The organism is Psychrobacter sp. 5A.1, from assembly GCF_030407455.1.
In the GTDB taxonomy this organism is placed as follows: Bacteria; Pseudomonadota; Gammaproteobacteria; order Pseudomonadales; family Moraxellaceae; genus Psychrobacter.
Genome location: NZ_JASDDJ010000032.1, coordinates 21,989 through 36,325 on the forward strand (window position 1 = coordinate 21,989; position 14,337 = coordinate 36,325).

The 14,337-nt window shown below is 42.1% G+C and carries 12 protein-coding genes; 4 read left to right on the top strand and 8 right to left on the bottom strand.

The annotated features are described in order from the left end of the window. Positions 1 to 19: 19 nt before the first annotated feature. From QL982_RS08665 to QL982_RS08690, 6 genes are all read right to left on the bottom strand, one after another. Complete coding sequence (locus QL982_RS08665) at positions 20 to 1,708, bottom strand: MFS transporter (protein WP_290163352.1); 1,689 nt, start codon at positions 1,706 to 1,708, stop codon at positions 20 to 22. Positions 1,709 to 2,282: 574 nt separating this feature from the next. Beyond that, a complete protein-coding gene (locus QL982_RS08670; RefSeq protein WP_290163349.1) occupies positions 2,283 to 2,912 on the bottom strand; it encodes a glutathione S-transferase in 630 nt (209 codons plus the stop codon). 47 nt (positions 2,913 to 2,959) lie between these two features. Next, positions 2,960 to 3,637 carry a type 1 glutamine amidotransferase domain-containing protein gene (locus QL982_RS08675; RefSeq protein ID WP_290163347.1) on the bottom strand — a complete coding sequence of 226 codons (678 nt, stop codon included), beginning with the start codon at positions 3,635 to 3,637 and terminating at the stop codon, positions 2,960 to 2,962. A gap of 210 nt (positions 3,638 to 3,847) precedes the next feature. Continuing rightward, complete coding sequence (locus QL982_RS08680) at positions 3,848 to 4,897, bottom strand: NADP-dependent oxidoreductase (protein ID WP_290163344.1); 1,050 nt, start codon at positions 4,895 to 4,897, stop codon at positions 3,848 to 3,850. A 263-nt stretch (positions 4,898 to 5,160) separates the two neighbouring features. After that, a complete protein-coding gene (locus QL982_RS08685; protein WP_290163342.1) occupies positions 5,161 to 6,372 on the bottom strand; it encodes an iron-containing alcohol dehydrogenase in 1,212 nt (403 codons plus the stop codon). A 314-nt stretch (positions 6,373 to 6,686) separates the two neighbouring features. After that, positions 6,687 to 7,286, bottom strand: a complete 600-nt coding sequence (locus QL982_RS08690; protein ID WP_290163340.1) for a TetR/AcrR family transcriptional regulator — start codon at positions 7,284 to 7,286, stop codon at positions 6,687 to 6,689. A 435-nt stretch (positions 7,287 to 7,721) separates the two neighbouring features. Between QL982_RS08690 and QL982_RS08695 the strand changes: the two genes are divergently transcribed. After that, complete coding sequence (locus QL982_RS08695; RefSeq protein WP_290163338.1) at positions 7,722 to 9,200, top strand: aldehyde dehydrogenase family protein; 1,479 nt, start codon at positions 7,722 to 7,724, stop codon at positions 9,198 to 9,200. Positions 9,201 to 9,316: 116 nt separating this feature from the next. Here the strand turns inward: QL982_RS08695 and QL982_RS08700 are convergent, their stop codons facing one another. Then, entirely contained in the window at positions 9,317 to 9,580 is a 264-nt protein-coding gene (locus QL982_RS08700) for a hypothetical protein (protein WP_290163336.1), read from the bottom strand. 199 nt (positions 9,581 to 9,779) lie between these two features. Between QL982_RS08700 and QL982_RS08705 the strand changes: the two genes are divergently transcribed. The 3 genes from QL982_RS08705 (at position 9,780) to QL982_RS08715 (ending at position 13,166) form a co-directional block, all read left to right on the top strand. Beyond that, complete coding sequence (locus QL982_RS08705) at positions 9,780 to 11,126, top strand: DASH family cryptochrome (protein WP_290163334.1); 1,347 nt, start codon at positions 9,780 to 9,782, stop codon at positions 11,124 to 11,126. 158 nt (positions 11,127 to 11,284) lie between these two features. Beyond that, a complete protein-coding gene (locus QL982_RS08710) occupies positions 11,285 to 12,538 on the top strand; it encodes an NnrS family protein (RefSeq protein ID WP_290163331.1) in 1,254 nt (417 codons plus the stop codon). A gap of 112 nt (positions 12,539 to 12,650) precedes the next feature. Further along, on the top strand, positions 12,651 to 13,166 hold the full coding sequence (locus tag QL982_RS08715; RefSeq protein WP_290163329.1) for an Rrf2 family transcriptional regulator: 516 nt from the start codon (positions 12,651 to 12,653) through the stop codon (positions 13,164 to 13,166). Between the two features lie 316 nt (positions 13,167 to 13,482). Here QL982_RS08715 and QL982_RS08720 read toward each other — a convergent pair whose 3' ends face one another. After that, positions 13,483 to 14,307, bottom strand: a complete 825-nt coding sequence (locus tag QL982_RS08720) for a DUF4955 domain-containing protein (RefSeq protein ID WP_290190266.1) — start codon at positions 14,305 to 14,307, stop codon at positions 13,483 to 13,485. Positions 14,308 to 14,337 lie beyond the last annotated feature (30 nt).

Below are 14,337 nucleotides of genomic sequence, written 5' to 3' on the forward strand. Positions count from 1 at the left end.
ATTGCTCTAATACGCTGAGTTATTTTGGTTCACGCATCTTCGCAATAACGGCAAGCTCTTTAGCAAGTGGATTGCGCTTGTGGTAACGGTTATAAAAATAATTGATCAATAGAATGACCGTAACAGCCGTGGCAAAACTGGCCATCAAAAAAAACAAATCGCTATAAGCGGAGACAGTTGCTTGACGCTGAATGCCTTGCAACACTTGGCTCATGGCAGCAACATTTGCTTGTGCTGCGTCTGTCGTTTGGTTTGATAATACACTACGAGTACCAGCAATTTGGGCACTGAACGCAGGATTGCCTAAATTCAGTGAGTTGACCATATCTGCATAATGGACCTGTGTACGAATGGTCGTAAATGCCTGAATAGCCGCCGCACCTGCCAATCCGCCAACCGTTTGGGAAATACCAAAGATAACGGAAAAACTAATAATATAAGCAGGACCACTGGCAATCGCGCGCAAAAATCCTTCAAAAACCAGAGGCCCCATGAAATATATCGCAGCAAAGGCAATCAAAAATTGGCTAATATAAAACATATAGGGCGCGGAATTAATAGACACCCCAACGTCCATCCAAGAACCTAAGGCAATCAATGCCACTGCAAAAATAACGGGTCGGCGCAAATCCATCGGATTGGTACTAAAAATACTAATCACCAAAGCCAACACACTGGCGGCTATTATCACCGCATAAAAAGTAACCAGCTGATCGCTGCCATAGCCCAAATTGGCAAGTAAGCCTGCCGCACCGACATTTTGCTCAGATAGCAAAATTCGCATGACAGCACCCGTAATCATAAAGGCAATAATATTGCGGCTCCGCATCCAGCGGACTTGTAGCATTGGGTTTTTGCGATGTGTTTCAATCCATAAAGCAATGCTAATCCCAACGATGGCAATCATTAGTGGATAAACGAGCCAAGGCGTCGTCCACCATAAAATCCTACCTTGTACTAAAATGACCGCCAAAGCCGCCAGACCACTCGCAAAAAAACCAAAGCTCAAAAAATCGAGTTTCTCAAATACTTTTTCTGTATTGCCTGGTGGTAGCTCCAATATATTAATCAGCCCAAAACAAATCAGCGCCAAACCAAATTGAAATAAAAATAAGTTTTCGAGTTGACCATCGATGGTGAGGTAGGGCGAGATGATTCGTGATAATGGAATACCAAACTGCACCAAGCCAAACCCCAATATTAAGCCACTAGTGCGCTTGACGGTTGGCATGCCTTGCAGACAGTAGAATAACCCTAAGATGGTCATGCCACTTGCCACCATACCGCTAAGTCCTCTGGCGACAATCTCTAGGTAATAAGGCTCAATTCCAATATTGGGTGTATCTAATAAGTGACTACTGATCAGCCACTGTAAACTCGTGGCAGCCAACAAAAAGAATAGAGTGATTTTGCTAAAGAGTGACATACCAAATTGTTGGCGAATTTTGTACAGCAGAACGGTGATACAGGCATTGGTCATATTATAGCTAACAGATATCCAACCCCCTTCGGCTGGCGTTAAGCCCAGTTGACCTTGAATTTGAGTAAGATTTGCGACGAGCAGACCGTTTTGGAAGCTAGCAGTGAGACCAACGAAAATCCCAATCAGTAAGTAAAATAGTTTACGACGTGCAGGATGATCAGGATTGGCTGGAGAGCCTACCATTAGTGGTTGTTCGTGGGGCTTAAACTGATATTCGTTACTCATGGACGTACCATAATCTGTATAAGGAAGTAAAATGACATAGAACAGATTCCAGACGCAAAGTCAGGTCAGTACAATGGAGGCTCATGGCTCAAAAGCATGTGAATTCACTGATAAAATCACTGGTCAAACTGGAAAGATAAGCTAAAAAAAGCAGAAAAGATTTTATCATAACTCTCATAGCACTTTTGTCATCTGCACGTAACTTGTAGGCTCTACTGAATAAAAATACAACACTGTTCCATACAATGTGAAGAGTGGTGCAACAAGCAAAAAATGCTACACGCATAAAAAACAGCCCTATGCAGAGCTGTTTTTGTGTATCGAATAATTGGTCGGTTAATGAGGACACGCCCTAGTACGTAGCATTTTGACTAGGGCGTGTCCTTATTTTAAAAATGGTGATAAAAATGAGATAAATTGCCGTCAAACAAGGAAAATAGTGCAGATAATATCGAGATATTGACCAACTATTTGACGATGTTTGGCAAAATTTAGCTGTTTTTAGCCCATTTAGAGGACACTCGTTTGAATTGAGGACACGCCCTAATACCGTAGTAACGGTTAATACCAAATACTAAAGCGATTCGTCATGCTCTGCTTCTAGACGCATGGCACGCTGATAGCTATCCAGTTCTGCGAGTTGCAATGCATATTGTTTGATATGCGGATAGTCGTCGAGCGCTTCACGCTTGGCCAGCATGATTAAGTCAAAAGACAGCATGAAATCAGCGCCACTGAGACTGTCACCAACGATAAATGACTTGCCTTCAACCTCATCGTTTAAATAGCCCAACAGTCTGTGTTTTTCTTGACTGATATAACCATCTAAAAACGCATTGTCATCGATACCGGCTTTTTTAGTGAACAGCTCAAGTAACAACGGTAACATGAGTGAGCTTTCTGCAAAGTTAATCCATTGCAGATAATAACCATAGTCTGAACTGTTTGTCGCAGGGCGTAGACGCTCTGGCGCAAATCGTTCAATCAGTAGCTCAGTGATAGCGCCTGATTCGGCATAGAGCTGACCGTCCATCTCGATAACCGGAGACTTACCGAGTGGATGGACCGCCTTTAGAGAGTCTGGTGCTAAATGAGTCTTGGCATCACGTTGGTGACTGACGATCTCATAAGCGACGCCTAGTTCTTCTAAGAGCCATAGCGTGCGTAATGAGCGTGATTGATTGAGATGATGTAAGCGAATCATGATATCGACCTTTTTGCGTGGTTTGTGATAGTAATTATCGAGGGATATTAACCTTTCAGCTTCGCCATTAGACGCATGGCAGCTTCTTCTGATGAGGCTGGGTTTTGTCCTGTGATTAACAAGCCATCTTCGACGACAAATGATTCCCAATCAGCGGCTTTTTCATAGTTACCGCCATTGGCTTTCAATGCATCTTCTACCAAGAACGGTACGACATCTGTTAGGCCAACTGCATCTTCTTCTGAGTTAGTAAAGCCCGTGACTGTCTTGCCTTTTACCAAGTACTCGCCATCGACTTTGACGTTTTTAAGCGCGGCAGGAGAGTGACAAACAAAAGCAACAGGCTTGCCTTGCTTCACAAATGTCTCGATCAGATTGATAGAGTTTTCATCTACTGCCAAATCCCATAATGGGCCATGGCCACCAGGATAGAATACTGAATCAAAATCTTCAGCGTTCATGTCAGCCAGTTTTTTGGTATTTGCCAAATGCGCCTGAGCGTCTTCATCATTTTTAAAGCGAGTTGTGTCTTTGGTTTGCGTGTCTTCGGTGTCACTACTAGGATCTAGTGGTGGCTGACCGCCAGCTGGAGAGGCAATCGTTACGTTCACACCAGCATCAAGAAAAGCATAGTAAGGGGCCGCGAATTCTTCTAGCCAAAAGCCTGTTTTTTTACCTGTATCGCCTAAACGGTCATGAGAGGTTAGTACCATTAAAATATTCATAATTATCCTTGTTTATTATTTATGTGTGAGTAAAGCGAGCGGTCAACAGTCAAGTTTGTTAAATCGTACAACAAAGGATGACTGTCAACATTATTCCTGCTTCATCAGTTCTTTTCAGTAGGGATCTTAGCAAGTTATGTTGTTAAGTGGTTATTCACCACGATTGCTAACTATGGGCAATTACTTAACTGCCAATTATTTGACTGTAAATTATTTAACGTCAGATACTTTGACCACGGTTTTACCGAAGTTATCACCATTCAACATACCAACAAAGGCGTTTGGTGCATTATCTAAGCCATCAGCAATATATTCTTTGGTTTTGACATCACCTGACTCTACCCATTTGCTCATGGTTTCTAAGAATTCTGGGAAGTGATCGCCATATTCTTCAAAGATAATGAAACCTTTGACGGTTAAGCGGTTGGCCAATATTTGACCCATTAGCATACCCAAGCGGTCTTTGCCGTCAGGTAAGTCAGTGGCGTTATATTGTGATACTAGACCACATACTGGGATACGGGCATGCGCGTTCAATAGAGGTAATACGGCATCGAACACTTTACCGCCAACGTTTTCATAGTAGATGTCGATACCATCTGGACATGCTGCTTTTAGCTGCTCAGCGAAGTCATCGGCTTTGTGATCGATACAGACATCAAAGCCAAGCTCATTGACCGCAAAATCACATTTTTCTTTGCCGCCTGCGACACCGACAGTGCGCAGACCGTATTGATTACCCACTTGACCGACAGTTGCACCGACAGGTCCAGTAGCAGCCGCGACAACTAAAGTTTCGCCTTTTTGTGGTTTACCGATATCGGTCAAAGCCATGTAACCTGTGAACCCTGGCATGCCTAATACACCCAAACCGTAAGAAGGGTTTGACATGTTTTTGTCCAGTTTAAGCACACCTTCGCCATCGCTGACGCTGTAGTCCTGCCAGCCTGAATTTGATACGACCAAATCATCGACAGCAAATCCATCGATATTTGACTCGACCACTTGAGCGACTGTGCCGCCCATAATGACATCACCGACTGCTAATGGATCGGTGTAGCTCTTTGCATCGCTCATGCGGCCACGCATGTATGGATCTAAGGATAGATATACGGTACGCAGTAACATCTCGTTATCGTTTGGCGTTGGAATATCGCTGGTTGCCATGTCGAAGTTTTCAGCCGTTGGTTCGCCGATAGGGCGGCTGGCAAGTTTGATTTGACGATTTTGTTGTTGGTTTTGAGTATTATCAAAGCTCATATTATTATCCTTTTTAATTATTGATTTTAAATGTCTATCTTTATACTCTTTACATCTTGCGATGAAAGGTTCTTCTTGTACAAAATTCTTTGTTCAAAGCTTTTTATCTTTGATGTGATGTTGAATCTGATATTGAATCTGATGTTGAATCTAGCAACTACCCATTGCTGAGTAGCTACTATAAATAGCATAACGATATGTACTTATTATTACTGTTGTGATTTTTCTTATAATTCTTCTGACAGTTCTTGCTATAGCGCTTATTAAGACGCTTTGCTAGTCACAGCGCGTTGCAAGATACGACGAGATACGTCTAAGTCGTTTGTGCCGTGCTCACCAAGCTTGACCATACCATGCGCTTCTAGTTGTTTGATGATTGGATCAATCGCTGATTCAGTCAAATCGGCATCTTCTAGGCTAACTGGCAAGCCAAGTTCGCGGAAGAAGTTTTCAGTATAGACAATGGCAGTTTCAATGATGGCGTCGTCATCTAGGTCAGTATCAGTGATATTCCATACGTTACGTGCATACTGGAGCAATTTTTCTTTTTTACTTTCTTTTAGCTCACGCATCACTGATGGCAATAAGATAGTTAAGGTACGTGCATGATCGATAGCGTGTAGTGACGTCAGCTCATGACCAACCATATGAGTTGTCCAGTCTTGTGGTACACCAGTACCGATCAGACCGTTCAATGCCATTGTCGCCGTCCACATAATGTTTTTACGGGTTTCTAGGTTCTCTGGATCTTGCTTAACAACTAGACCTTCATCGATAAGAATTTTGAGCAGGCTTTCAGCAAAAGCGTCTTGGACTTTAGCATTGACAGGATAGGTTAGATACTGTTCCATCACATGAACGAAAGCATCTGCTACGCCGTTCATTACTTGACGTTCAGGTAGTGTCAAAGTTTTGATTGGGTCTAGAATTGAGAATTTAGGGAAGGCAAGTGCGTTACCAAATGGTAGTTTTGCTTGGCGTTCGCTATAGTTGATTACGCCGCCCGAGTTCATCTCAGAACCAGTTGCTGGAATGGTTAATACCGCACCCAAATCAACCGCAGAATCGATGTCTCTGCAATAGCTGGTCAATGCATCCCATGCTTGTTCACGTGACACAGTGCCATCTTCTTCAGTTAGTGATGATACCAATGCAACAAATTTGCTGCCGTCAATCACTGAACCACCGCCAACGGCTAATAAGAAGTCGATGTTGTGCTCATTAACCATATCAGCGGCTTTAAGTAATGTAGTGAATTCTGGGTTGGCTTCGATGCCACCGAAGTCGAATACGGTACGATTACCGTTCGCTGACAAGGCGTTTTTTACTTCGTCTAATGTACCATTACGTTGCGCTGAACCACCACCATAAGTAATGAGAACGCGTGCATCAGTAGGGACTAGATCTGATAATTGCTCGATTTGACCTTCACCGAAAACGATACGTACTGGGTTGTAATATTGGAAGTTGTTCATAATATTCCTAAACTTTGTTAAATATTGATTGGGTGTGCGAGCTGCAAATTTATTTATTGGCAAGTTCGTTTCTTACATTTGTGTGCATTGTACATCAATTAGACTGGTCGTCTAGTGATATTTACAAAACTCTCGTATAACTGTTTGAGTCACATGCAGATGTCTTTAAGGGAGTGGTTCAGAAAAGAGAGAGCAATAAAGCACACTGAATACTCAAGCATAGTACTGACAACTGCTATCTATGAGCGTTATGAATATTCAATGTGATTTAAGGTTTACGTTAGAAGTAAGGTCGTTAGAAATACGATTGGCTATCAACGTCCCATTTGGGTCGTGGTCATCTGCCAAATTTCTGCTAAAGGCGTATTGGTTTGGCTGATTTTTGCGATCAGACTTGCGCCAAGCCATGCAAAATACCAACGTTTGGCCATACTTTCAGCTGAGATGTTATCGTGACGAGGGACAGATTCATCGAGCCAGCCAGCCTTAATTTGTGTAGCAAGCCACATGGTCGTTTGCTGATAGCCAGCATCAAGTGCCTTGCGCATGGTTTCTGACATGTCGGCCACCTCTGCGCTGAGCTTAACCACCAAGCATTTCTCATGGTCACAGCCGTTCTGCTGCGTGTCATACCAGTTTTGAAAATAATCATATAGTTTTTGCTGCGCACTGACATCTTGTGCATCGATGACATCTAACCGAGTCTTATATAAACTAAAGTAATGATTAATAATGGCTTCACCAAAGGCCTCTTTAGAAGCAAAGTAGTGGTAAAAAGAACCCTTTGGTACACCTGCTGTATCTAAAATCTGCTTTAGACCAACAGCGGTAAAACCTTTTTTAGCAATTAATTGGTAGCCAGTAGCAAGTAAATGAGCTTTGGTATCTGGAGTAGTTGCGTCTGTATTAGACATAAACAGGATTGTCTCCCTTAGTAGTTGCTTGTATTAGCGTATGCATTAGATAGTCAGTTAAAACAGTTAACGTTCATTTGAACGTCACGTTGATGGCGTATTGTAATAGGATATATTTATATGTGTTACGTTTTATCAACAATATTTACTGACAAAATAGTCTTGTTTTATTAATAGCTATGGTAGCATTAGACCAGTCGTCTAGCAAGGTAGGTTTTGTTGTTATCCGTTACCGTTAGTATTTATTGCTAAAGATTGTTTTCCATTAGAGCTCTTTTTAATTGATGACAATTGATTGATAGCTCGGTAACGATTTCAGACTTACGACTTGCCAGATATTTTCTAATTTCTCATTAAGATATCGCCGACTTAATAATTTTATTTTAATAATCGAAAACCAATACTCAACACAACAAATTAAAAATAAGGATGATTATGTCAACCAATACGACTAGTGCATACAGTGACTTCCATTTGCAGTTCATCGCTGGTGAATGGCAAACTGGTAAAGACGATAGCACCAATACTAATACCAACCCGTACAACGGTGATACGCTCGTAGAGATTCAGCAAGCGACCAAGGATCAGCTGAACGAAGCCTATGATGCTGCCACCCAAGCTCAAGAAGCATGGGCTAAGCAAACACCTGCAACGCGCGCCGCAGTACTATATAAAGTGGTCAATATATTGGATCAGCGTCAAGAAGAAATCGTTGATTGGCTAATCAAAGAGTCGGGCAGTACCCGTATCAAAGCCATGGTCGAGTTTGGGGCAACGCGTGCGATTACCCTTGAAGCAGCGACGTTCCCTAACCGTGTTCATGGTGAGATTCGTCCATCGAATACCCCTGGTAAAGAAAACTTCATTTATCGCGAGCCAATCGGTGTGGTAGCAGTCATTAGCCCATGGAACTTCCCACTACATTTAACGCAGCGCTCTATCGCGCCAGCCTTAGCACTTGGTAACGCAGTGGTACTCAAGCCTGCTAGTGATACGCCAGTGACAGGTGGTCTGTTACTTGCAAAAGTGTTTGAAGAAGCGGGTCTGCCAAAAGGTCTATTAAACGTCGTGGTCGGCTCAGGTAGTGAGATAGGCGATGCAATCGTTGAGCACAAAGCGCCAAGTTTAGTGTCGTTCACAGGTTCGACCTCAGTGGGTAAACATATCGGTGAGCTGGCCAATGGTGGTGAATACATCAAACAAGTGGCGCTTGAGCTAGGTGGTAACAGTCCATTTGTGGTACTAAAAGATGCTGATATCGAGCAAGCCGTAAAAGCGGCTGCCTTTGGTAAATTCTTGCATCAAGGTCAAATCTGTATCGCGATTAACAGAGTGATCGTAGAAGACGAGATATATGATGATTTCGTAGAGCGTTTCTTAGCGCATGTCAAAACATTAAACGTCGGTGATCCTAATAAGCAAGATACCGCTGTTGGCCCAATCATCAACGAAAAACAAGTCAAATCGCTCAAAGAAAAAATCGCTAAAGCTCAGGAAGAAGGCGCAAAAATGATACTAAGTGGCGAGATTGAAGGCCAAGTCGTACCGCCACACATCTTTACCGAAGTCACTCGCGAAATGGATCTATCACGTAATGAAGTGTTTGGACCATTGGTTGGTATCATTCGTGCTAAAGACGAAGACGACGCGCTATCGATTGCCAATGACTCTACGTATGGTCTGTCTAGCGCGGTGTTCACTGCTGATATGCAAAAAGGTCTGCGTTTCGCTCGCGGTATCAGAGCTGGCATGACCCATATCAATGACATCTCAGTTAATGATGAAAGCAATACGCCATTCGGTGGTGAGAAAAACTCAGGTATCGGCCGCTTTAACGGTGAGTGGGTACTAGAAGAATTCACTAGAACGCATTGGATCTCAATGCAAAATGAACCACGCGAATATCCGTTCTAATTGTCCTAAAACAGAATGCTAATAGCTAATAAAAAAGACCGCTTTGATAGCGGTCTTTTTTCGTGTGTCATTTGGTAACTTACTGAAAGCGATACATCTGAAAGTCAGTCAATTATTTATCTGGCATGAAAGCCCAGTAATCCTTCAATCTCTTCCATCGTCATGCGTCTTACCAGTGCTTGTTCTTCTACTGACAAGCGGTTGGTGTGTTCCTTTATCATCGTATGAATACTCCGCGATATCTCAGAGGTGGTCGCGTAATACATTTGAGGCTGTTCTTTTGTCAATCTCATCAAAAATCGATTGATAAGTTTACGCTTTTCATCTGACTTATTTTCTTCAGTGATGTTTTCTTCAGTCGTAGTATTATTTTGAGTCATGGTGTTCTCCTAGAGGTAAGCCATTTAAGCAGTCAGACACATGAGAGTCAATGCTTATAAGTAGTTTCTGGGGCTGAACGCATTGCCTTACAAGTATTAGGCTAGCATCATGGTTGGATGCTAAGTATGTTTTACACTGTATATGATATTTCAAGATTAAAAATAATAAATTAGCGCTAAACAGCCAGAAGGATAGGGTATGTCAAATCAAGCAGCGAACAACTCAGCGAACAGAAATGTCACATTGGTGCTATTCCATAATGACTTGCGGGTAGCCGACAATGCCACTCTATTAAAAGCATCTGAAATCTCCACTGATGGAAAGCTGCTATTGGTTTATGCGTCATCGTTGACAGATATATTGGACGATAAAAACCATTACAATGCCTATCGTTATGAGGCTATGGGTCAAGCCCGCCAGCAGTTTTTGCATGAGAGTCTAGCTGATTTAAATGCGTCATTGATGCAGCGGGGTAATAGGTTGCTGTATTTACAGAAAGGCGATGAAGCATTGGACGTCTTTACTCAGTTGAGTGATCTAATAGCGCAGCAACGAGTGACAGATATCTGCATCAGTCAAACGGCAGATTATAATCAAAACAAAGTATATGAGCTTTTACAGGCGAAGCATCCAGAGATACAGTGGCATATTCAAACAACGGCAACTTTATTTGATGAGTTACCGCTAGAGAGCTTACCCAAAAGTTTTACACAGTTTCGTAAACAAATCGAAAACGATTATGATTTGCTGCATGCAGAAAAAGATATAGCTATTTATCCAACGCCAGAAACACTTGCTCCATTACCTGACAATATGCAGAGTAGGAACGAGTACTTTTTTGAATCGCAGTTGTCTGATAAGCCATCACAGCAGCCATTCAGTTTTACAGGTGGTGAGTCAAATGGTCTCAAGCACTTAGATGCTTATTTTGACTCCGATGCGCCCAGCACTTATAAAACTACCAGAAACGCGCTAGATGACTGGACACATTCTACGAAATTCTCGGCGTGGCTGGCAAACGGCTCGCTGTCTGTAAACACAGTATTAAATCGTTTGCGCCGTTATGAGCGCGATATTATCGCAAATGACTCTACTTATTGGATATGGTTTGAGCTGCTGTGGCGTGAGTATTTCTACTGGTATGCTGTCACCCACCAGAAAAAGTTATTTTGGTTTAAAGGTATCAGTCAGCACGCGCCTTCAACTCAATTGGACGAAAATCTGTTAGCACAATGGAAAAATGGTACGACACCGTATCCTATCGTCAACGCATGCATGAACCAATTGAACGCGACAGGTTATATGTCGAATCGCGGACGACAGCTGGTTGCTAGCTGCTTTATCCATGAGTTAGGCCTTGATTGGCGTTACGGGGCAGCTTACTTTGAGCAACATCTTGTTGATTATGATGTCGGCAGTAATTGGGGCAATTGGCAATATCTGGCAGGCGTCGGCGCCGATCCAAGAGGATGCAGACAATTTAATCTCGACAAGCAAACTCAGCAGTATGATCCGAGTGGTGAGTTTATTCGACGATGGCACTGACCGAGGTTATGCAGTTCAAAAACCAGATTTCAGGAGTATTGGTAAATATTGTATTTTGATGGATACACTATTTTAGTCGGCAAATTGCTACTTCTATAATATTCATATTAAATGAATGTTATAATGAATGCTATCTACACTCTGCTAAGAAGGTCGCCATGCAATCTATCAAGTTACCTAGCAAACCACCAAGCTCTCCGCATCCTATCCTCAATTTGAGCTTTCGCGTATTTTTTAGTGCTGCCGCGCTATTTGCTGTGATAACGATGCTGCTATGGGCTTTTGTGTTCACTGGGCATACAGATATAGACGCGCAGGTATTGAACCCGTTGTATTGGCACGGTCATGAAATGATTTATGGTTATGCATTGGCAGTGGTCGCAGGGTTTTTGCTAACTGCGGTCAAGACATGGACAGGGGTGATGATGCCGCATGGTTATAAGTTGCTAGGTATCTTTGTCTGTTGGTTGCTGGCACGTCTGAGCTGGTTGGGTTTTGGCATGGGCATAGTGGTGGCAGGTAATAGCTCATTGTTGTTGTACGTCGCCGCCGTTTTTGATGTGGTATTTGTCGCTTCGATGGCATATGTGATATTCCGCGCGGTATGGCAAGTTAAGCAATACAAGCAAATGGGTATCTTAGCAAAGCTGGCCCTGCTGACCCTTGGTAATGGGTTGTGCTATTGGGGCATTATCAATGCTGACATGAATACGACTAAGATCGGCATTTATCTGGGGTTTTATTTGATTATCGGACTCGTGCTGACGATTGGCCGACGCGTGGTACCATTTTTTATTGAACGTGGTCTCAGTATGGGTATAGGTATGGAAACGTCAGAACCCGTTAAGCTACGTAATAGTAAAGGACAAGATATCGCAAGCTTAGTGTTTTTCTTCGCCTTTTTTATCAGTGATGTGTTTTATCCAAACCAGTATTTGCTGACGGTTACTGCGCTCGGTATGGCAGTCATTAATATCGTTCGCCTGATAGGGTGGTATCATCACGGTATTTGGCAAAAACCATTACTTTGGTCATTGTATATTGCATTTTTAGGCATGTGTTTGAGTTTCTTATTATACGCACTACAGCCTTGGTTGGGTTATCCGCACAGCATCGCCATGCATGGATTGGCGATTGCAGGTATCGGTATGATGACGGTGGCAATGATGACGCGAGTATCTCTGGGTCATACGGGTCGCAGCATTCACCAACCGCCCAAAACGGTAAATCTTATGTACGGTTTGATGGTATTGGTATTTGTTAGCCGCGTACTGCTACCATTAGTAGATATGAGTCATTACCTAGTTTGGATTATGATTGCACAGGGTGCTTGGATTGCTTGTTTTGTGCTATTTTGCATCAGTTATTTACCGATGCTGGCAGGTCCTAGACCTGATGGTTTATTTGGTTAAAGCGTGCTAACGATACTGTTTACAAATGCTATGTCTAAATGTTATTACCAAAAATGCGACTTACTTTGTCTAGCTTAATATATAAAATTTATAAAAATAGGAGCGCAAATGAATGCGACTGACCAATTATAGTGACTACGCGCTACGTTCGTTAATTTACTTGGCTGTGAGACCAGAGCCGTCGCTACTAGCTAATATTAGTGATATCGCTGACAGCTATGGTATCTCTAAAAGTCATTTGACCAAGATTATTCATCAGCTGGGCCAGCTCGGTTATATAGAGAGTGTGCGTGGCAAAAACGGTGGCATACGCTTGGCCCGCGCGCCTAAAGATATCAACTTGGGTGTATTGATCAAACAGATAGAGCCTGATTTTAATCTGGTAGAGTGCTTTGCCGTACCAGCGACTCGCCATGATAGTGAGCAGGACTCTCATTCTACGGATTTGTCGGTGACGTTTATTGAGGAAAAAAAGAATAAATCACTAGGCTGTGTGATTAGCCCAGTATGCCAGCTAAAAAGTGTATTTTCCGAAGCATTAACGGCTTTTATTAACGTGCTTGAGCGTTATACCTTGGCGGATATCCTCAACAATGAGGATGAGCTGAATAATTTGTTATTTCGATAATGGTTTCGATGATACGCTCTAATGGTATCTCTTTTATAAAAGAGTTCAGGCTACCTATTAAATTGAAACAAAAATGAAAAGCCCTTAAATTTAAAAACGATAAGTTATAAGTTTAAGGGCTTACTAGGGCGTGTCCTCAATTCAATCGATAGTTATCTAAATGGGTTAAAAATGGCTAAATCTTGTCAAATGGTTGACTAATATCTCGATATTATCTGCGCTATTTTTCTTGTTTGACTGCGATTTATCTCATTTTTATCACCATTTTTAAAATGAGGACACGCCCTAAAATATGTTTTGATGTCACACTCATATTTTAACGAACGAGGTCTTTTTGGGCATAATATACAGATGTTGGGGTTACTTCTTTCCCTACAGAGTCAACATATAACCACTCATCATCTCGATGAGCGGTACTACCTGCTACTGTGATCGCGTCATCACCATTAGTGATGCCAACTAAAATAGTTTTAGGGTGAAGTCTGTGTAAATCTAAACCCGTAAATAGGCCTGTATAATCTGAATAAGTATAATATCCAGAAGTAAACATATCGTCTATTTTATCGAGTAGGCCTGCTGAAACATTCCAAATAGTGTTATGTTGCCCAGCATGAGGCATGCCTTTTTCAGCACCTGCTGACGCAATTCTTAAATTGGTACTATTCTCAATAAGGTTGTAATTATTTGGTCCGCCGCCATGAAAATCGATAGTGCCACCTTCGCCAGAGTTGTTATTAATATTTGTAAAAACATTACCCGCTGAACGCCCTGAAAAACTGATCACATGCTTACGAAACCCTGAAAAATAAGAGTTTTTAAATAAATTAAAATCTGAGTTAGCAGCTAAAAGGCCTGAATGCCCTCTGCTATTGTTGGCTATATTTTCTACTGTTGAAAATCCTGTATGTACTAAGTTAACATCTGTTCCCATTTGGTCAGTTTCTATGTTCCTCACCCAAGAGTTTTTAGCCCCTTTAAGTTGAATTGCATTCCAACCATAATTATCTTCAAAACTACGATGATGATTGAAGTCAGCTAATTGGCCAATTAAGGTTAAATCTTCAACACCGACATTTTCAATAAGATTTTCTTCAATAAACCCCACTCTCAACTTTAAAAGTGATTGAAAAAAGAAGAGCATCTCACTAATCTATTGTTTTCGACCAAGAAT